This window comes from Sporichthyaceae bacterium (assembly GCA_036493475.1).
Taxonomy (GTDB): Bacteria; Actinomycetota; Actinomycetes; order Sporichthyales; family Sporichthyaceae; genus DASQPJ01.
The window spans coordinates 39,379-58,056 of the sequence record DASXPS010000019.1 but is presented as its reverse complement, the minus strand read 5'-3'; the positions used below and the strand labels follow the sequence as shown (position 1 = coordinate 58,056).

The following is an 18,678-nucleotide window of genomic DNA, read 5'->3' as shown; positions in this document are numbered from 1 at the left end:
CACAACCCTTTCCCCGACCCGACCCCTGGAGCAGTTGGCTGTGACCGAGTCCGCGACGGCGCCGGAGACCGCACCCGCCGACCCCTCGCCCGGACGCCGGCGCGGCCGGAGCCGGGCCGGTGGCCCGCGCCGACCTGGCGCCGTGCTGGTGCTCGCGATGGCGTTGGTGCTCGCCCTGCTGTTGGCCGGGTGGCTGGGGCTGAAGGTGCGCCATCACCATCAGTTGGACTCTGCCCGGGATTCCGCGGTGGCCACCGCGCAGGGCTATGCCGTCGACCTCACCACCTACGACCACGACCACTTGGACGCCGACTTCAACAAGGTCCTGAGCAACTCCACCGGGACCTTCCGGGCGCAGTACACCGCGGCCAGCCAGCAGTTGCGTGACCTCATCGCGCAATTCCAGGCCAGGGCCACCGGGCAGGTGCTGGAGACCGCGGTGCTCTCCTCGGACACCAAGCACGCCACGCTGCTGCTGTTCGTCGATCAGACCGTCATCAACGCCAGCAGCAAGGCCCCGAAGATCGATCGCAGCCGGATGAAGATGAGCTTGGAGAAGCACGCCGGCAAGTGGCTGATCAGCTCACTGGACCTGCTGTGAGCGAGGGTGTTGGTGTGAATCAGTGGGAGATGTGCTGGGCGTAACTGGCCATCCAGACGCCGAAGCTCACCGTCGCCGAGGCGCTGATGACCGCCAACCCGAGCAGCACCGCGGAGCCGCGATTGACCCGCCGCACGGACGGGGCCGGGCTGTCGACGGCAAACATCGACGCGACGTCGGCGGGGTGCGTATTCCTCACGGGCATAGGGAAATCGTGCCGTGTTTCGGGGCACTTGCGCCGGCCCTGACGGCAGTCATATCCGAGGTTTTGGGCCGACATAAGACGTTCCGTCAGATCTGTCGCTCTATGTGTTCGAGCGCCCACAGGGTGCATCGAAACAGCCCTCGTCCATGGTCATTTATGGGGCTGCGGCACACCATGGTGATCGGCTTCACCAGGTTCTTGGTGACAACACTACCTACGGTTGCGTAACCTGATGAGTGGGTACCTACGGTTGCGTAACCTTAAATCTGTACCTGCTGCCGCACGGGAGAATTGTGACGACTACCGCTGAACCGATCGGTCAAGCCGAGATCCTGCTCGAACTCGAGTCGGTGGTGGAGGCCGAACTCAACCGTCACCTGCTGCATGCCAAGGAATGGATGCCGCACGAGTACGTGCCGTGGAGTCAGGGCCGTACCTATGACGGGCCCCTCGGCGGCGAGGCGTGGGCACGCGAGCAGTCCTCGGTGCCGTCCTCGGTGGCCACCGCGTTGGCCGTCAACCTGCTCACCGAGGACAACCTGCCCAGCTATCACTTCGAGATCGCCGTGCTGTTCGGCCGCGAACGCGCGTGGGGCGAGTGGGTGCACCGGTGGACCGCGGAGGAGGGCCGGCACGGCCAGGCCATCCGTGACTACCTGCTGGTCACCCGGGCCTGCGACCCGGTCGCGCTGGAGCGCGAGCGGATGGTGCACATGTCGCAGGGCTTCGCCAACGACAACCCCGGCGACGCCATCGCCTCGATCGCCTACGTGTCCTTCCAGGAGCTGGCCACCCGGGTCTCGCACCGCAACGTCGGCAAGGCGACCGGCGACCCGGTCGGGGAGGCGTTGTTCTCCCGCATCGCCACCGACGAGAACCTGCACATGGTCTTCTACCGGCGGCTGCTGGAGGCCTCACTGGAGATCGCGCCGGACCGGACCATGCGCGCCATCACCGACGTGGTGAAGAAATTCCAGATGCCGGGCTACGACCTGCCGGGCTTCCAGCGCAAAGCGCTGGAGATCGCCATGGCCGGTATCTACGACATCCGCCAACATCGCGACGCCGTGGTGCTGCCGGTGCTGAAGTTCTGGAACGTCTGGGAGCGCGAGTTCGGCGCCGAAGGGGAGAAGGCCCGCCTCGAGCTGGACGCGACGCTGGAGGAACTGGACTCCGCCGCCTCCCGGTTCACCGAGCGCCGGGACGCCAAGCTGGCTCGCGACGCGGCTCGGGACGTTGCTCGGAGTTAAATCCGACCTCGGGTCGGGTTTTTACCGTCGAGGCTATTGACCTTCATTACCCGCGGTAAGAAGCTGTCCGGTATGGGGACGAACCGGATATTCCGTCAGGGTCTGGCCCTGGCGATGATCACCGCTCTACTGGCGTTCCTGGCCCCGGCGGGGGTGGCCAGGGCCGCTGGCCAAAAGGAATGGGCAGAGCCCGACGGGAGCAGCTACCCGCAGCCGCCCAGCGCGGACAGTTTCTACACCCCGCCCAACCCGATCCCGAACGTGCCGCCGGGCACCATCCTGCGCTCGCGTCCGGTGACCGTGCGTGGGCTGGGCCTGCCCATGCCGGTGCGCACCTACCAGGTGCTCTACCGATCCACCGACACCCAAGGCCGGCCCAATGCGGTCAGCGGCACCGTCGGGGTGTCGGACGACGGCAAGCCCGACTCCGGTCGGCCGCTGGTGGCCTACAACATCGGCACCCACGGCATGGGCCCGTTGTGCGCCCCGTCCTATTTGCTGCGCCTGGGTTTCGACCCGGAGGAGGCCCTGATGGCGTCGGTGATCGCCCGCGGCTGGGCGGTCGTGATCACCGACTATGAGGGCCTGGGCACCCCCGGCCCGCACACCTACGCCTCCGGCCCGGCCACCGGGCACGCGGTGCTGGACGGCGCCCGCGCGGCACTGCACCTGCCCGAGCTTGGGCTGAACCCGGCCACCCCGACCGCAATCTGGGGCTACTCCGAGGGCGGGCTGGCCTCGACCTGGGCGGCTGAACTGGCCGCGTCCTACGCGCCGGATCTTCACCTGGTGGGTATCGCCGCGGGCGGCATCCCGGTCAACCTCGAACACGTCGCCCGGGGCCTTGACGGCGGGCCCGGGTCCGGGCTCCTGCTCGCCGCCGCGGTGGGCCTGAACCGCGCCTATCCGCAGCTCAGGCTGGATCAGATCCTCAATGCCCGGGGCAAGGAGGCCGCCGCCGAGGTGGCGAGTGAGTGCGTCGGGCAGATCGCCTCGACCTACGCCTTCAAGCGCCTCGCCGACTACAGCCGGGTGCCCGACCCCTTGGGCCTGCCCGCCGTCCGCGCCGTGTTGGCCGCCAACCTGTTGGGCCGGCGGACCCCCACGGCGCCCATGCACATCTACGAGGCGACCAATGACGAGTTGATCCCGCTCAAGGATGTGCAGGCGCTGGTCGCGAACTATTGCCGGCACGGCCTTGCGGTGGACTACCGCGAGTACACCTCCGGCGAACACGTATTCGTGGCCGGGTCGGGTGCCTTCGCGGCGCTGGACTGGATCGCCGCCCGCTTCGCCGGCACGGCCGCACCCTCCACCTGCTGACGAGGGGGTCCGCTCCGCTCATTCATGAGCGCAGCGAGCACTCTCATACGCGCAGCGTCGTTTTGGGGCTCGAATTGGGCCTGCAGATGACGCCCCGGGTATGACAGTGGGTCGAGCGCGTCCCGCCCGCGGCTGACGGGACGTCGCATCAGACCTGTTGCCAGCGGGGCTTGCGCTTCTCCAGGAAGGCAGTCATGCCCTCCTTGGCCTCCTCGGAGGCGAACAGGTTCGCGGAGAGCCGGGCGATGTCCTCGCCGTCGCGGTCGAGCAGGCCGACGATCTCCTGCCCGAGCAACTTCTTGGTCTCGGCCAGACCCTGCGGGGAGGCGAGGAGCAGTTCGGCGAGCACGGCCTGCACGGCGGCGTCGAGGTCGGCGGCGGGCACGGCCTGGCTGATCAGCCCGGCGTCCGCAGCGGCGGTGGCGTCGAAGGTCTCGCCGGACAGCATCCACCGGTGGGCCTTGCGCGGTTCCATGCGCGGCAGCACGGTCAGGGAGATGATCGCCGGCGCCACCCCGATGCGGGCCTCGGTGAACGCGAAGGTGATGTCGTCGGCGGCGATGACCACATCGGCCGCCCCGACGATGCCCAGGCCGCCGGCGCGCACCGGGCCGGCCAGCCGGATCACCACCGGCTTGGACAGCGCGGCAATGCGCCGCAGCATGCCCAACATGATTCCGGAGACCTTCTCCAGGCCGACGACGACGGATTCCTTCAGGTCCATGCCGGCGCTGAATACCGGGCCGTTGTGGGTGAGCACGACCACCCGGGCGGAGGCATCGGCCTCGGCGGCGTCCAGCGCATCGGTCAGCGCGGTGAGCATCGCGGTGGACAGGGCGTTGCGGTTGGCCGGCGAGTTCAACGTCAGGGTGGCCACGCCACCGGTCGTGGTCGACAGAACCAGTGCGTCGCCGCTCACGGCATCCTCCATCAGGCGGCGCGTCCGAAGAACCGTGAGCCATAGCTCACGCTTCTTCGGACGCCCGGGTAGAAGCGGTCGTCCGGGGCTCAGCCGAGCAGGACTTTGCCCTCCTTGGCCGCGGCGACCAACGAGGCCGGCGGGGTGAAGCGGTCGCCGTACTTGTCGGCCAGTTCCCGGGCCCGGTCCACGAAGCCCTGCGGCCCGTCGGCGTACTGCGCGATGTACTGCACCACGCCGCCGGTCCACGGCGGGAAGCCGATGCCCATGATCGCGCCGATGTTGGCCTCCTCGACCGAGCGCAGCACGCCCTCGTCGAAGCAGCGGATGGTCTCGATCGACTCGATGAACAGCATCCGCTCCTGCAACTCGATCAGGCCCGCCGTGCCCAGTGCCGGGTTGGCCTCGTCGTTGCCGAAGTGCTCACGGATGCCCGGCCACAGTCCGGCCTTCTGGCCGTTGACGTAGTTGTAGAAGCCCACGCCGTCCTTGCGGCCCGGACGGTTGAATTCGTCGAGCATGCGGTCCACCACGGCGTCGGCCGGGTGGTTCGCCCAGCCCGCGTCGCCGACGTTGCGCCTGGTTTCTGCGCGGATCTTGCGCATCAGTGACATGTTCAGCTCGTCGATCAGCGCCAGCGCACCCACCGGGTACCCGGCCTGGGTGCAGGCCTGCTCGATGGACTGCGGGTCCACGCCCTCGCCCACCATGGCCAGGCACTCGTTGATGAAGGTGCCGATCACCCGGCTGGTGAAGAAGCCGGGGGAGTCGTTGACCAGGATCGGGGTCTTGCGGATCTGCTGGGCCAGGTCGAAGGCCTTGGCCAGGGTGGCGTCGCTGGTGCGCTTGCCGGCGATGATCTCCAGCAGCGGCATCTTGTCCACCGGGGAGAAGAAGTGCAGGCCGATGAAGTCCTCGGCGCGCTGCACACCCTCGGCCAGGCCGGTGATGGGCAGGCTGGAGGTGTTCGAGCCGAGTACCGCGTCGGCGTTGACCACGTGTTCGATCTCGCCGAACACCTTGTGCTTGAGCTCGGTGTTCTCGAACACCGCCTCGATCACCAGGTCCGCGCCTGCCAAATCCTCGGCCTTGTCGGTCGCGGTGATCAGCGCGAGCAGGCCGTCGGCGGCCTCCTGCGTCATCTTCTTGCGGCCCACGGCCTTGGCCACCAGGCCCTCGGAGTAGGCCTTGCCCTGCTGTGCCGCCTCCAGGCTGACGTCCTTGAGCACGACCTCGATGCCGACCTTGGCGCAGACATACGCGATGCCCGCGCCCATCATCCCGGCGCCGAGCACGGCGACCCTCTTGGCCTTGTAGACGTCATAGCCCTGCGGCCGCGAGCCGCCGGAGTTGACGAACTGCATGTCGAAGAAGAAGGCCTTGATCATGTTCTTGGAGACCTGACCGATAATCAGATCCACCAGATAGCGCGTCTCGATGAGCAGCGCGGAGTCGAAGTCGACCTGCGCGCCCTCCACGGCCGCGGCCATGATGTTCAGCGGCGCGGGCATCGGCGCGCCCTTGATCTGCTTGCGCAGGTTGGCCGGGAATGCGGGCAGGTTCGCCGCGAAGGCCGGGGTGGTGGGGGTGCCGCCGGGAATCTTGTAGCCCTTGGAGTCCCAGGGCTGCACCGCCTTCGGGTTGGCCTTGATCCAGGCCTTGGCATCGGCGAGCAGCGCCTCGGGGCTGTCCACGAGCGCGTGCACCAAACCCTTGCTCAGCGCGTCGGAGGGGGCGTAGCGCTGGCCCTGCAGCAGCACGTTCATCAGCGCGTCCTGGATGCCCAGCAAGCGCACCGTGCGGACCACGCCACCGGCGCCCGGCAGCAGGCCGAGGCTTACCTCGGGCAGGCCGATCTGGCTGCCCTTGGCGTCCAGCGCGATGCGGTGGTGGCAGGCCAGAGCGATCTCGTAGCCGCCACCGAGTGCGGCACCGTTGATGGCCGCGACCACCGGGCGACCCAGGGTCTCCAGCCGGCGCAGTTGCTTCTTGATCAGATTGACGTTGTCCGTGCACGCCGCCGCATCCTCCGGACGGGTGGCGATGATCTCGTTGAGGTTGCCGCCCGCGAAGAACGTCTTCTTGGCCGAGGTGATCACCACGCCGGTGATGGTGGCCTTCTCCGCCTCCAGGCGGTCGTTCACCTTGGCGATCGACTCCACCCAGGCGGCGTTCATGGTGTTGGCCGAACCGGCCGGGTCGTCCATGGTGAGCACGACGATCCCATCGGGATCGACCTCCCACCGGAAGGTGCCGATCATCTCCGAAGCCGTCACCGGTTCTCCTCTACAACTGACGGTGCATCACAAGACTGGTGCCAGGGGAATTACAGGGTGCTGGATCAGACGCGCTCGACGACGGTCGCGATGCCCATGCCACCACCGACGCACATGGTGACCAAGCCATAGCGCGCGTCGCGGCGGTGCAGCTCGTCGACGATGGTGCCGATCAGCATGGCGCCGGTAGCGCCCAGCGGGTGGCCCAGCGCGATCGCGCCGCCGTTGACGTTGACCTTCTCCTCGATCTCCGTCTGGGACAGGCCCATGTCCTTGCAGAAGCGCAACACGACCGACGCGAAGGCCTCGTTCATCTCGAACAGGTCGATGTCGTCCACGTCCAGACCGGCCTTGAGCAGCGCCTTGCGGGTGGCCGGCGCCGGGCCGGTGAGCATGATCGCCGCGTCGGCGCCGCTGACCGCGGTGGACACGATGCGGGCCCGCGGGATCAGGCCCAGTTCATTGCCGATGGCCTCGGTGCCGACAGCTACCAGGGCGGCGCCGTCGACGATGCCGGAGGAGTTACCGGCGTGGTGCACGTGGTTGACTTTCTCGACCCAGTGGTACTTCTGCAGGATCACCGAGTCGAAGCCGCCGAGTTCGCCGATCATCTCGAAGGAGGCGGGCAGCGTGCCCAGGCCCTCCAGCGTGCTGTCCGCGCGCACGTGCTCGTCGTGATCGAGCAGCACCACGCCGTTGCGGTCGCGAACCGGGATCAGCGAGTTCACGAAGTGCCCGCCCGCTTGCGCCTTGGCGGCCCGCTCCTGGGAGAGCAGCGCATAACGGTCCACGTCCTCGCGAGTCCAGCCCTCGAGGGTGGCGATCAGGTCGGCGCCGATGCCCTGCGGGGTGAAGTACGTCTCGTAGGCAGTCTCCGGGTCCATCGCCCAAGCGCCGCCGTCGGAGCCCATGGAAACCCGGGACATCGACTCGACGCCGCCGGCCAGCACCAGGTCCTCCATGCCGGAGCGCACCTTCTGGGCGGCCAGGTTCACCGCGTCCAGGCCGGAGGCGCAGAACCGGTTGATCTGCACGCCGGCCACGGTCTCCGGCAGGCCTGCGGCGATCGCCGCGGTCTTGGCGATATCGGCGCCCTGGTCGCCCACCGGGGAGACCACGCCGAGCACCAGATCGTCGATGCGATCGGTGTCCAGGCCGGGGTTGCGCCGGCGTAACTCATCGATCAGGCCGGTGACCAGCGTGATCGGCTTGACGGTGTGCAGCGACCCGGTCTTCTTGCCGCGTCCACGGGGGGTGCGGATCGCCTCGTACACGAAAGCTTCGGTGCTCACGGCTGGCCTCCCTGCGAAGTGACTCGCCAGTAGCTTAGCGCTCGCTCGGGCCTGCTGCGCACCGGCCCCGGCGCACAGATGCAACGTTCGCCGGCCCCCGCGAGCATCCCGGGAATTGACATGTCGGCCCAGCTTATTGAACATGATTACCGTGTTCTCCAGGCCCCGGCGGGTTCTTGCGGCAGCGCTCGCGCTGCCCGCATTGCTCGCGGGCTGCGGACCGGTGCAGATGGTGGCCAACGCGCACGGCCGTCCGGTGGTGCTGGGCGCGTTCTACCCCTATTACTGGGCCGCCGGCCGGTTGGCCGGCGACGACCTCGCGGTCGGCCTGGTCACCGCGGCCGGCGCCGAACCCCACGACCTGGAGCTGTCCCCACGTCAGGTGGCCGCCATCGGCCGGGCGGATCTGGTCATCTACCAACGCCGATTCCAACCCGCGTTGGACGATGCGGTGCGCATCGCACCGCCGCACGACGCACTCGACGTGCGCGCAGTGCTCGACGACCCGACCGATGCCACCGACCCACACGTGTGGCTGGACCCGGTGGCCATGCAACGCATCGTCGCCGCGGTCGGCGACACCCTGGCCCAATTGGACCCGGACCACGCCGCGAGCATCCGGACCCGGCAGACCGACACCATCGCCGACCTGCAGGCGCTGGACCGTGACTATGCCAACGGACTGCGTGGGTGCACCTCCACCCGGATCGTGACCAACCACCAGGCATTCGGGCACCTGGCCCGCCGCTACGGCCTGACCCAGATTGGGGTCACCGGTTTGGACCCCGAGGCGGAACCCTCGCCGCGGCACATGGCCGATCTGGTGTCGCTGATCCGCCGGGACCATGTCAGCACCGTGTTCACCGAGACGCTGGCCAGTCCGCGGGTGGCCGACACCCTGGCCCGGGAGGCCGGTGTCAGCACCGCCACCCTCGACCCGCTGGAAGGTCTGGCGCCGGGTACGCCCGGCGATTACCTGAGCATCATGCGAAGGAATCTCACCGCGTTGCAGCGTGGTCTGAATTGTCCGATTTGACCGGCTTTCGGCCATCCGGGTGTGGGTTGCCGGATATTAGGTGACCGTTATGCGCGCGCCAAAGACGGACAATGGCACTCGAATGGCGCAGGTATCCGTCATGCCGGTCACCTAACATTCGTCACGGCGGGAGGATTTTCTCGCCCACCCTGCAATGAGGGTGTTCGTTGGGGAGTGGGGTCGGGTATGCGGGTGATCCGTCGCGGTGCTGTGCTGCGCTCAGGTGTGGCTGTCGGCGTGTTCGGGTTGTTGGCCGCCGCCGGCGCGACCATCCCGAGCAATCACGCCTTCGCGGCCGCGCCGCCTGATTTCACGAGCGCGCCGGCGAGCAACCAGCAGTGGGTATCGCTGGGTGGCGACATGGCCACCCTGTCGCCCGCGGCACAGTACGTGCTCTCCCCGCAACTGGCCGCCATGCTCGGTACCCCCACGATCACCTTGTCCCAGTTGGCGAAACTGCGCGACGCGGCTCGCCCGATGCTGCCCGGTGAGTCGACTCCGGCGGTGGGGACACAGCTGTTCTGGCCGGCCATCGACGCCACCCATGACGGCGTCACCGGTATCTACCTCAAGCAGTACACGCTGCGCGCGGTCGGTCAGCACATCGAGGTGTGGGTGGCCTCCGGCAACGACGGCGTGTCCAACGGCACGGCGTTCCCGACCGGTGACTGCCGCAACAACACCCCGCACAGCACCGACGTGACCGATGCGCAGGTGAAGTCGCTGGTCAGCGAGTTCGACAACAATATGTATCCGAAGGAGACCAAGACCTTCTCGGTCCCGAAGGACCGCTCGGGTTCCTCGACCATCCCCGGTATTGCCGCGGCGGGCATCGACTTCGCCGGTGACGCCGGTCACACGGTCACCTTGGTGGACAACGTCCGCGACCCGAACTTCTACGACTTCCCGAAGAACAAGACCTACATCGCGGGTTTCTACGCGCCGATTTTCAACCAGCTCACCGACCGCAACGTGATGACCATCGACGCGTTCGACTGGATCCACCGCACCGGCGCCGACCCGGCCAACGACCCCAGCGCAGACCTGTGCAAGTCCCGCCCGGCCCGCCCCCGTGCCTACGAGGGCGTGTTCGCCCACGAGTGGCAACACCTCCTGCAGCAGTACCAGGACCCGCAGGAGGTCACCTGGATCAACGAGGGTCTCTCGGACTTCGCGATCGGCCTCGTCGGCTACGGGGACACCCGGCGCAACGTGCACCAGACGCACGCGGAGAGCCACATCTTCTGCTTCCACGGCTACGGCACGGTCAAGGGCCCGTCCAACCCCAACCCCAACCCGTGCGGTGGCGCGGAGAACTCGCTGACCATGTGGCAGGACGAGGGCACCGGCTCGGAGGTGCTCGCGGACTACGGCAACGCCTGGTCGTTCATGCAGTTCCTCGACGATCGCTACGGTCGGGACTTCATGAGTGCCCTGCACCAGGACGGGGCCGACCAGGGCCTGAAGGGTGTGCAGACCCAGCTGGACAAGTTCGCCAAGGGCACGACCGTCGCGCAGGTACTGCACGACTACCAGTTGATGAACCTGCTCGACCACTACGCAAGCCAGAAGGGCGCGCAGGTGAAGGGCATCAAGGCGAGCCGCATCACCACGAAGAGCCTGGACTCGACCATCAACCTGTCGAACGCGACCTCCTACCAGATGCCGGGTGTCGGACCCAACGGTGCGGACTACATCCTGCTCAAGGACGGCGACAAGAACCTGCCCGGCAAGGCGCTGCGAAAATTCGACTTCCTCGGTGACGCCACCGTGACCGGTGGTGCTACCGACCCCGGCACCATCACCATCCCGCCGAGCACCGACCCCTCGGCCGGCGGGGCCAAGGTCGACAACTGGTACGTGAGCCTGGTCGGCCTGGACCCGAAGACCAACCGCATCCTGGTCAAGAGCTTCAACGGCTTCGACGCCTCGATGGACGCCAAGGCGCTCAAGGCCTTCGCCGGCTACCCGCAGGTCATCGCGGTGGTCGCACATGACGACAACGACGATGTGAACTCCGGTGCCGAGACGTACGCCGGGTACAAGCTCACGGTCAACGGGAAGGACGAGGCGGACGGCGGCGCGTAGCCCACTAGATTGGCTTGGTGCACGATGCCAAAGAGCTGATCTCCCTCGGCGACGAGGCCGTCCGCCGGTTCGCCCGGCGTGGCTACCGGTTGGACCCGGCACCACTGGCCGATCTGTTGGCCGCACGCAACGCGGCGATCCGCACCGGCGATGAACTGCGGGCCGAGTCCAAGCGGATCGCCGCCGAGGTCGCAGCCGCGGCCAGGTCCGGTGGCGACGTCGAAGGGCTGAAGGAGTCCGCTCGGCAGCTCAAGGACGGCATTCGCTCGGCCGAGGAGGACGCCGACCGGTTCGGCGCGCAATTGCACGAGGCGCTGCTGGGCATCCCGAACTTCCCGTCCGAGGCCGCCCCGGACGGCAACAGCGAGGACGACGCGGTGGAGGTGCGCCGCTGGGGTACCCCGCCCTCGTTCGACTTCACCCCGGCCGACCACGTCGACCTGGGTGAGTCGTTGGGCATTCTGGACTTTGCCCGCGCCACCAAGCTGTCCGGGCCGCGGTTCGCGGTTGCCGTCGGTGCGGGGGCCGCGCTGGAGCGGGCCCTCGCCACCTTCTTCCTCGACCTGCACACCCGTCGGCACGGCTACACGGAGTATTCGCTCCCCACGCTGGTCACCCGGGCCACCATGACCGGCACCGGTCAACTGCCCAAATTCGAGGCGGACCTGTTCGCCACCTCCGCAGGTGGCCGCGAGCTGTTCCTGATCCCCACCGCCGAGGTGCCGCTGACCAACCTGCACGCGGACGAGATTCTCGACGAGGCCGCCCTACCGTTCGCCTACACCGCGCACACCCCGTGCTACCGCTCCGAGGCCGGCTCCTACGGCCGGGACACCCGCGGCATTCTGAGGCTGCATCAGTTCTCCAAGGTGGAGCTGGTGCGTATCTGTGTGGCGCAGCACTCCGCGGCCGAACTCGAGTTGATGGTGACCCACGCGGAGCGTTGCCTGACCGAGCTCAACCTGGCGCACCGGGTGATCAAGCTGGCCGCCGGTGACATGAGCTTCTCCGCGCAGCTGAGCTACGACATCGAGGTGTGGCTGCCCAGCCAGGACCGCTACCGGGAGATCTCCTCCTGCTCGGACTGCGGGCAGTTCCAGGCCCGCCGGGCGGGTATCCGGGTGCGCACCGCGGACGGCAGTCGGGTGCCGGCGGCCACGCTGAATGGTTCCGGGCTGCCCATCGGACGCACCATGGCCGCGATCCTGGAGCAGTACCAGCAATCCGACGGTTCGGTGGCGATGCCGGAAGTTCTGGTGCCCTATCTGGGTTTCAAGTCGTTGGGTCCCGACGGCGTTCGGGATTGACCACTACCCGGGAGGACACCGTGCAGACCGCCGGACACGCCGTGACAATCGAGGCCGCTCCTGCTGGGCAGGAGGTCCGCGTGGAGCTGGCCGGGGTAGTGCTGGCCCGCACGTTCGGCGCGATGATCCTGCACGAGACCGGGCTTCCGGACCGCTGGTACATCCCGGCGGTGGACGTGGACGCGAGCCTGCTGCGGCCCTCGGACCTGCACACCACGTGTCCGTTCAAGGGCGAGGCCGGCTACTGGTCCGCCGAGGTGGGCGGCAAGGTCTACTCCGACCTCATCTGGACGTATCCAACGCCGATCCCGCAGTGCACCGCGATCGCCGGGATGATGAGCTTCTACCCGGACCGCACGCAGCTGTTCGTGGACGGCAAGCCGGTTTAGTCCGGCGGAATAGGGGCGTCGTTGCCGGAGTACGCACCCGAGCTCATCGAGGGCGCGTTCGCGATCGAGATCGCCGACGCCGAGTTGCTGCACCACCCGCTGGACTATGCGGACATCGCGCACGTCCTGGTGCTGCGCGAGCGCGGCGTCGGCCCGGATGGCGCCACCGCGCGGTTGCTCGGTGCACTGCTGGAGGCACACGCCACGCCGGTGGCGCAGTTCGGCTACGACCCGGCGCGCGGGGAGCTCTACAACTGCCGCGAGGACTGGCTGGCCGCGCGCATCGGGAATGACGCGGGTTGGTTGCACGCGGGCCGCCCGCGTCGCGAGGCGGTGCGCATCGCGTTGCGGCTGCGCTTGCGCCGCGACGTGTTGGACCTGGTGGAGGCCGCGGCGGCGCTGCTGGTCGCGATCGGCGAGCAGGCCGAGGCGCACGCGGAGACCTATCTGGCCGAACAGACCTACCTGCAACACGCGCAGCCCTCCACCTTTGGGCATTTCCTGCTCACCTCGGCCTACGCGGCGCAGCGCGATCTGGGTCGGTTGCAGGACGCCTACGCGTGGCTGAACCAGAGTCCCGGCGGCGCGGGCGGAGTGAACGGCAGCGCGCTGACCGGCGACCGGGAGACGGTGGCCGACCTGCTCGCCTTCGACGGCATCATCGAGCACACCCGCGACGCCATGTGGCAGACCGACGGCTACATCGCGCTGCTGTCCGCGGTGACGAGTCTGGCCACCACGTCGGCCAAGTTGGCCGAGGACCTGGAGATCTGGGCCAGCAACGAGTTCGACTACGTGCGGTTGGCCGACGGCCACTCGCGCACCAGCGTGCTGATGCCGAACAAACGCAACCCTTACGCGCTGACCATGATCCGCGGTGAGTGCGGGGTGTTGATCGGCCGATTGACCGGGATGCTCGCGGTCACCAAGAGCCCGTCGGCACGCAGTGACAACCTGATCTTCGCCTATGGCGAGGTACCCCGGGCAATGGACCTGGCGGTGCGTCAGACGCGGTTGATGACGGGCGTGATCGCCGGGCTGACCGTCAACGCCGAGCGCATGTACGCCTCGCTGGAGAACGGTTATGCGGTCGCTGCCGACCTGGCCGAGCACCTGATGCTGACCGTCGGCATCGACTACCGCACCGCGTATTGCGTCGTGGGCGCAGCGGTGCGTGCCGCGGCCGCGGCGGGCATCCGGGGCGTGGACATGACCGGCGATCTGCTGGCCAAGAGCGCGATCGAGGTGGCCGGGCAGGACTTCGGCTTGGCCGCGCTGGATCTGCGTGCCGCGCTGGATCCGCGGGCGATCGTGGGGTCCCGGGTCACCCGGGGCGGTGCCGAGCCCGGGGTGGTGCGGGGAATGGCGGCCGAGGTGATGCAGGCCGGACGGGCGGCCGCGGCCCGGGCGGTCGAGCGGCGGGAGAAATTGGACGCCGCGGAGGGCGCGCTACTGGCACATGCCCGCCGCATCGGCGGCTGAGCACGATCAGCCCGCGACATTCTCCGAGGCGCGCCGCGCGCTGGGGATCCGGGCCCCGCGGCGGGCGAAGTTGGCTTCCTGCTGCGCGCGGTGCTCGGTGCAGAACCAGACGGTGGCGCGGTACAGCGTGGTGGTGACGGTCACCTGATGGGTGGCCGGTGCACCGCAGTGCGGCTCTTCGTTCGAGACGAACCAGGAGCAGGTGTGCATGACGTTCGGTCTCCTCTCGACCCGACTGGCGGGTCGGGGCGGATGGTGCGGCGGGCTGTGCGTTTCTTCCCCAGGTAGACGCACGCCGGCAGACCGCCGGTTTCACCGCGCTTGGAAATGGCCCGATCGGTTACTTCGCGATCATCCGATCGGGTGGGTTTCACCCATTTGGCGTAGTCACGCAGGAGTGAACAGGGTGGGCGCACCGCCGGTGACCAGGAAAATCACCGGACCGGTCACCTGACCTGCGGCGGTGGCGGCCAGCAACCCGGCCATCCCCTTGGCGGCGAAGACGGGGTCCAGGAACACGCCCTCGGTGCGGGCCACCAGTTCCGCGGCGGTGTCCGCGGCCGCGGACCGTTTGCCGTACTCGGTGTCCCCGGTGTCCGGGTGCACGATCGGTGGCTGGTCCCACGGTGGCACTTCGAGCAGTCCGCAGGCCTCCGCGGCGATGTTCCACACGCGCTGCACGCATTCGGACACCGGGCGACTGACGGTTACCCCGTGCACGGCCCAGTTCGGTTGCTGCCAGGCCTGCCAGGCCTGCCCGGCCACCAGTCCGGCCTGGGTGCCGCACGAGCCGGTGGCCAACCACAACTGATGTGCGGTCAGATTTTGCTCGCGAGTCTGGGTGACCAGTTCCAGGGTGGCCGCTGCGTAACCCAGCGCACCCACCGCGCTCGCGCCACCGCGGCCCAGCAGGTACGGGTTGCGGCCCTGCGCGCGCAGTTGTGCGCCGAGTGCGTCGATGCCACGTTCCACCGACGCGCGGTCCTGCTCACCGGTGAACACGATCTCCGCGCCGGCCAGTTCGGCCAGGGCCAGGTTGCCGACCAATGGCACGGGCTCGCCGTAAATGACCAGGATCGGTTGTAGCCCGCGGGTGCGGGCGGCCAGCGCGGCCAGCATCACCCAGTTCGACGACGGCCCGCCGCCGGTTATCAACGTGTCCGCGCCGCGCTGCAGGGCGTCGCCGAGCACGAACTCCAGCACGCGGACCTTGTTACCGCCCAGGCCCAAGCCGGTCAGGTCGTCACGTTTGAGCCAGATCTCCACGCCGACCGCTTCGGACAACCGTGGCGCCGGGTGCAGCGGCGTGGGCAGGGTACCCAGCCGCACTCGCGGCCGGCGTACGAAAGCGGCCCAACTGGCGCGCGCCGCAGCCGTGGTCATGCGCCTCCTCGGGCGAGCACTCGATCGACGAACGTGGTGGCCGCGCCCAGCGCCGCGTGCGGGTCGGTGGCGGCCGCAAGCTGATCTGCCGTCAGCAATCCGCGCGCGGCCACCGCGGCGGGCAGGTCGACACCCTCGGCGAGAGCGGCCATCGCGGTTTCGTACATGGCCTCGTGCGCGGCATGTTGGCCGATGCGGTCACTCAGCGCGCGCATCATCGGCTCGGAGAGCAGGAAGCCGCGCCGGGCGTCCAGATTCGCCCGCATGCGTTCCGCGTCCACGTTCAGTCCCTCCAACAGCCGCGCGGCGAAGCTGAGCGCGGCCCCGGACAATTGGCTCGCCTCGGGGACGGCCAGCCATTCCGCCTTCCAACTGCGACCGTCGCGTTCGTGCAGAGCGATCTGACCCTCCAGACAGGACGCGGCATCCAGACGAACCCGCCGGGCCAGCGTGTCCAGGTGCTCGGCGATTTCCGGATTCCGTTTGTGCGGCATCGTGATGCTGCCCACCGTGCCCTCGGTGAACGGTTCGGAAACCTCCGCGATCTCCGGGCGGGAGAGCTCGAAGATCTCGTTGCCGATCTTGGCCAACGTACCTGTGATCATGGCCAGCAGGGTGGCGAATTCCGCGACTCGGTCGCGGGCGGTGAGCCAGGGCACGTCCGGGGTGGTCAGGCCGGTGCGGCGGGCGAAGGCGTCCAGCAATTGCGGCGCGGCCGGCCCCCAGAACTCCATGGTGCCCAGGGCCCCGCCCAACTGCACCACGCCGATGCGGGGGCGGGCCTGCGCCAGCCGCTCGGCGTGCCGTCCCAGTTCGTCTGCCCACACCGCGGTCTTGAACCCGAAGGTGATCGGCAGGCCCGGCTGGCCATGGGTACGACCGCACATCACCGTGTCCCGGTGGGTACGCGCGAGCACCAGCGCGGCCCGGCGGCAGCGGGTGAGGTCACGCTCCAGTTGGTTGAGCACGGCGAGCATGGTGCGTGCGGTCCAGGTATCGGTGACGTCCTGCACGGTGGCGCCGTAGTAGACCCACTCCCGCGCCGATTCGGGCAGCACCGTGCGCAGCTGGAGGATCAGACCGAGGGTGGAATGACCGGTGGCCCGCGTCTGGGCGGCCACCGCCGCCAGGTCCAACCGATCCACCCTGGCGTGCTCGCGGATCGCCGCGGCGGCCCCCTCGGGCAGCAGACCGACCTCGTGCTGGGCCTCGGCGAGGGCCACCAGCACGTCCAGCCAGCCCTGGGTACGCCCGGCGTCGTCGAACAGCGCGTGCAACGTCGGTGTGGTCCACAGGTGGCCGTAGATCTGTGAATCGGCGAGGTGCGAGCTCATGATCGAAAGGTTCCCGGGGGACTCAGGCCCCGTCGGCTCCGGGTAGCAGCAGGTGCCGCAGACCCTGGCGGATCTCGTCCAGGTTTGCCCCCCACGGCACCACCGCGGAGCGCTCGTCGACCTCCAGGCCGCGCTCGATCAGGCAGCACTTGATCAGCGCGCGCTCGTCGCCGGCGTGGAACGCGGCGTCCGCGGCGAGTCGGGCGCGCGGGCACAGGTCCACCTGGCGGGGCTCGTCGCCGTAGAAATGCCGATGCAGCTGCATGGACCGCTCGCAGCCGATCAGCAACCAGTCCTGCCGGGTGGCCGGGCGGGTGTCCAGGAACGCCACATCGGAGCCGGGGATGCCGGCCCCGGATCCGCGGCAGGGCAGCAGGTAGTGGTCGGCGGGGTTGGCCACGGCCAGGTCTTCGACGCGCACCGCGTCCAGCACCAATTCGATGGGTGGCAGGTCCTCATCGAAGTCGACGACCTGTTGGGCCTGGGTGAGCAGTTTGGGCGGCCACGGCGGGACGACCTCGGTGACCCGCACCGTGATTGGCTGCGGTCGGTAGATGAAGTTGACGTGGGAGAACATGCCGAGCACGACGGTGGCCGGCTTGCTCCGGTCGGCGGCCCGGGCCAGTGCGCTGGCGTTGCCCACGTCGACGCTTTGGTCCTCGACATAGGCGACCTCGTCGGGGCCGGCCAGCACGATCGCGTCGGTGACCGGGGAGAACAGCGGCTCGGTGCTCGCCTTCTCCACCATCACCAACGCGGTGTTGTCCCGGTGTCGCAGCGCCAGGAAATCCGTGCGCCGGTAGACCTCGCGGCCGTCCAGATACTCCAGGATCGCCGGGGTGGTCAGCCGGAAGTCGACCTCCTGCATGGACAGCCCACGGTACGGATGGGACCAGGTGTTCGGGCCCGGCCGCTGCATCCGTCTCATCAGCACGTCCGTGACGGTACCGCTGCGCCCTCGCCGACCCGAGCCAGCATGCGGCGCGCGCGGTCCACCACCGGCTTGTCGATCATCTTTCCGTCCAGGGTGCTGATCCCCGCGTTGGAGAAGGCCTCGACCACGTGGCGGGCCCAGCGCAGCTCGTCGTCGGAGGGGCGGAAGGCCTCGTGCACGACGGCCAGCTGGCGCGGGTGGATGCACAGTTTCCCGGTGAAGCCGAGCGCGGCGCCGTGCCGGGCGTCCGCGGCCAGCCGCGTCTCATCGGTGACGTCGGTGGTGACGCCGTCCACCGGCCCGGCCACCCCGGCGGCGGCCGAGGCCAGCACCAACCGCGAGCGGGCGAACAGCAGCGCCGTGCGGTCCTCCGGATCCACGCCCAGGCCGACGGACAAATCGATGGAGCCGAACGCGGCGCGCACCACTCCGGTCGCGGCGAGGATCTGCGCGGCGGCCAGAATGCCCGCGGCGGTCTCGATGAGCGGCAGCACGGCGGGATCCCGGCCGAGTGCGGCGGCCACCTCGGCGACCTGGTTTGCGGTCTCCGCCTTGGGCAGCATCACCGGGTGGCCGGCCACGGCCTTGAGGTCCTCGGCGTACCAGGAAGTGCCCGGCGCGTTGATCCGCACGATGCCGCGGCCGTCGTCGGCCAGCCAGGCGGCGACGTGCTCGCGGGCGGCGTCCTTGTCCTCCGGCGCGACGGCGTCCTCCAGATCGAGGATGATCGCGCCCGCACCGGCGTCGGCCGCTTTGGCGAAGCGGTCCGGGCGGTGACCGGGGACGAACAGCAGGCTGGTGACGGTGGCCAGGCCGGCGGTGGACATGCGGCGATTATCGTGGGCAATCGCCGATCGGA

17 protein-coding genes are annotated in these 18,678 nt (G+C 68.8%); 8 read left to right on the top strand and 9 right to left on the bottom strand.

Translation table 11 applies throughout. The annotated features are described in order from the left end of the window. Positions 1-40 precede the first annotated feature (40 nt). Positions 41-601: a hypothetical protein gene (locus VGJ14_02260; GenBank protein ID HEY2831222.1), complete on the top strand. Its 561-nt coding sequence runs from the start codon at positions 41-43 to the stop codon at positions 599-601. Positions 602-620: 19 nt separating this feature from the next. On the opposite strand, the gene VGJ14_02255 is transcribed toward VGJ14_02260, so the two are convergent. Next, positions 621-806, bottom strand: coding sequence for a hypothetical protein (locus tag VGJ14_02255; GenBank protein ID HEY2831221.1), 186 nt, complete (start codon positions 804-806; stop codon positions 621-623). 293 nt (positions 807-1,099) lie between these two features. Between VGJ14_02255 and VGJ14_02250 the strand changes: the two genes are divergently transcribed. Next, on the top strand, positions 1,100-2,056 hold the full coding sequence (locus VGJ14_02250; GenBank protein ID HEY2831220.1) for an acyl-ACP desaturase: 957 nt from the start codon (positions 1,100-1,102) through the stop codon (positions 2,054-2,056). A 36-nt stretch (positions 2,057-2,092) separates the two neighbouring features. Then, complete coding sequence (locus tag VGJ14_02245; protein ID HEY2831219.1) at positions 2,093-3,379, top strand: lipase family protein; 1,287 nt, start codon at positions 2,093-2,095, stop codon at positions 3,377-3,379. Positions 3,380-3,527: 148 nt separating this feature from the next. Here the strand turns inward: VGJ14_02245 and VGJ14_02240 are convergent, their stop codons facing one another. The 3 genes from VGJ14_02240 to VGJ14_02230 form a co-directional block, all read right to left on the bottom strand. After that, positions 3,528-4,298 (bottom strand): enoyl-CoA hydratase family protein, encoded by a 771-nt coding sequence (locus VGJ14_02240; protein HEY2831218.1) that lies wholly within the window; start codon positions 4,296-4,298, stop codon positions 3,528-3,530. An 89-nt stretch (positions 4,299-4,387) separates the two neighbouring features. Next, positions 4,388-6,574: a 3-hydroxyacyl-CoA dehydrogenase NAD-binding domain-containing protein gene (locus tag VGJ14_02235; protein HEY2831217.1), complete on the bottom strand. Its 2,187-nt coding sequence runs from the start codon at positions 6,572-6,574 to the stop codon at positions 4,388-4,390. A 65-nt stretch (positions 6,575-6,639) separates the two neighbouring features. Further along, the gene (locus tag VGJ14_02230; protein HEY2831216.1) at positions 6,640-7,866 is read right to left on the bottom strand and encodes an acetyl-CoA C-acetyltransferase; all 1,227 of its coding nucleotides are present in this window, start codon (positions 7,864-7,866) and stop codon (positions 6,640-6,642) included. A 151-nt stretch (positions 7,867-8,017) separates the two neighbouring features. Here VGJ14_02230 and VGJ14_02225 point away from each other — a divergent pair, with 151 nt between their 5' ends. The 5 genes from VGJ14_02225 to VGJ14_02205 all read left to right on the top strand — a co-directional run bounded on the left by VGJ14_02225 (position 8,018) and on the right by VGJ14_02205 (position 14,168). After that, positions 8,018-8,902 carry a metal ABC transporter substrate-binding protein gene (locus VGJ14_02225; protein HEY2831215.1) on the top strand — a complete coding sequence of 295 codons (885 nt, stop codon included), beginning with the start codon at positions 8,018-8,020 and terminating at the stop codon, positions 8,900-8,902. A gap of 186 nt (positions 8,903-9,088) precedes the next feature. After that, complete coding sequence (locus VGJ14_02220) at positions 9,089-10,990, top strand: hypothetical protein (GenBank protein ID HEY2831214.1); 1,902 nt, start codon at positions 9,089-9,091, stop codon at positions 10,988-10,990. 17 nt (positions 10,991-11,007) lie between these two features. Next, complete coding sequence (serS, locus tag VGJ14_02215; protein HEY2831213.1) at positions 11,008-12,297, top strand: serine--tRNA ligase; 1,290 nt, start codon at positions 11,008-11,010, stop codon at positions 12,295-12,297. Beyond that, on the top strand, positions 12,294-12,686 hold the full coding sequence (locus tag VGJ14_02210) for a DUF427 domain-containing protein (protein ID HEY2831212.1): 393 nt from the start codon (positions 12,294-12,296) through the stop codon (positions 12,684-12,686). Before serS ends, VGJ14_02210 begins: the two co-directional genes overlap by 4 nt. A gap of 21 nt (positions 12,687-12,707) precedes the next feature. Next, on the top strand, positions 12,708-14,168 hold the full coding sequence (locus VGJ14_02205; protein ID HEY2831211.1) for a lyase family protein: 1,461 nt from the start codon (positions 12,708-12,710) through the stop codon (positions 14,166-14,168). 6 nt (positions 14,169-14,174) lie between these two features. Here the strand turns inward: VGJ14_02205 and VGJ14_02200 are convergent, their stop codons facing one another. The 5 genes from VGJ14_02200 to VGJ14_02180 form a co-directional block, all read right to left on the bottom strand. After that, positions 14,175-14,378 (bottom strand): hypothetical protein, encoded by a 204-nt coding sequence (locus VGJ14_02200; GenBank protein ID HEY2831210.1) that lies wholly within the window; start codon positions 14,376-14,378, stop codon positions 14,175-14,177. 177 nt (positions 14,379-14,555) lie between these two features. Continuing rightward, complete coding sequence (locus tag VGJ14_02195; GenBank protein ID HEY2831209.1) at positions 14,556-15,551, bottom strand: pyridoxal-phosphate dependent enzyme; 996 nt, start codon at positions 15,549-15,551, stop codon at positions 14,556-14,558. After that, positions 15,548-16,885: an adenylosuccinate lyase family protein gene (locus VGJ14_02190; GenBank protein HEY2831208.1), complete on the bottom strand. Its 1,338-nt coding sequence runs from the start codon at positions 16,883-16,885 to the stop codon at positions 15,548-15,550. Before VGJ14_02190 ends, VGJ14_02195 begins: the two co-directional genes overlap by 4 nt. Before the next feature lie 22 nt (positions 16,886-16,907). Then, positions 16,908-17,813, bottom strand: coding sequence for a hypothetical protein (locus tag VGJ14_02185; GenBank protein HEY2831207.1), 906 nt, complete (start codon positions 17,811-17,813; stop codon positions 16,908-16,910). Further along, a complete protein-coding gene (locus VGJ14_02180) occupies positions 17,813-18,646 on the bottom strand; it encodes a CoA ester lyase (protein HEY2831206.1) in 834 nt (277 codons plus the stop codon). Before VGJ14_02180 ends, VGJ14_02185 begins: the two co-directional genes overlap by 1 nt. Positions 18,647-18,678: the final 32 nt, after the last annotated feature.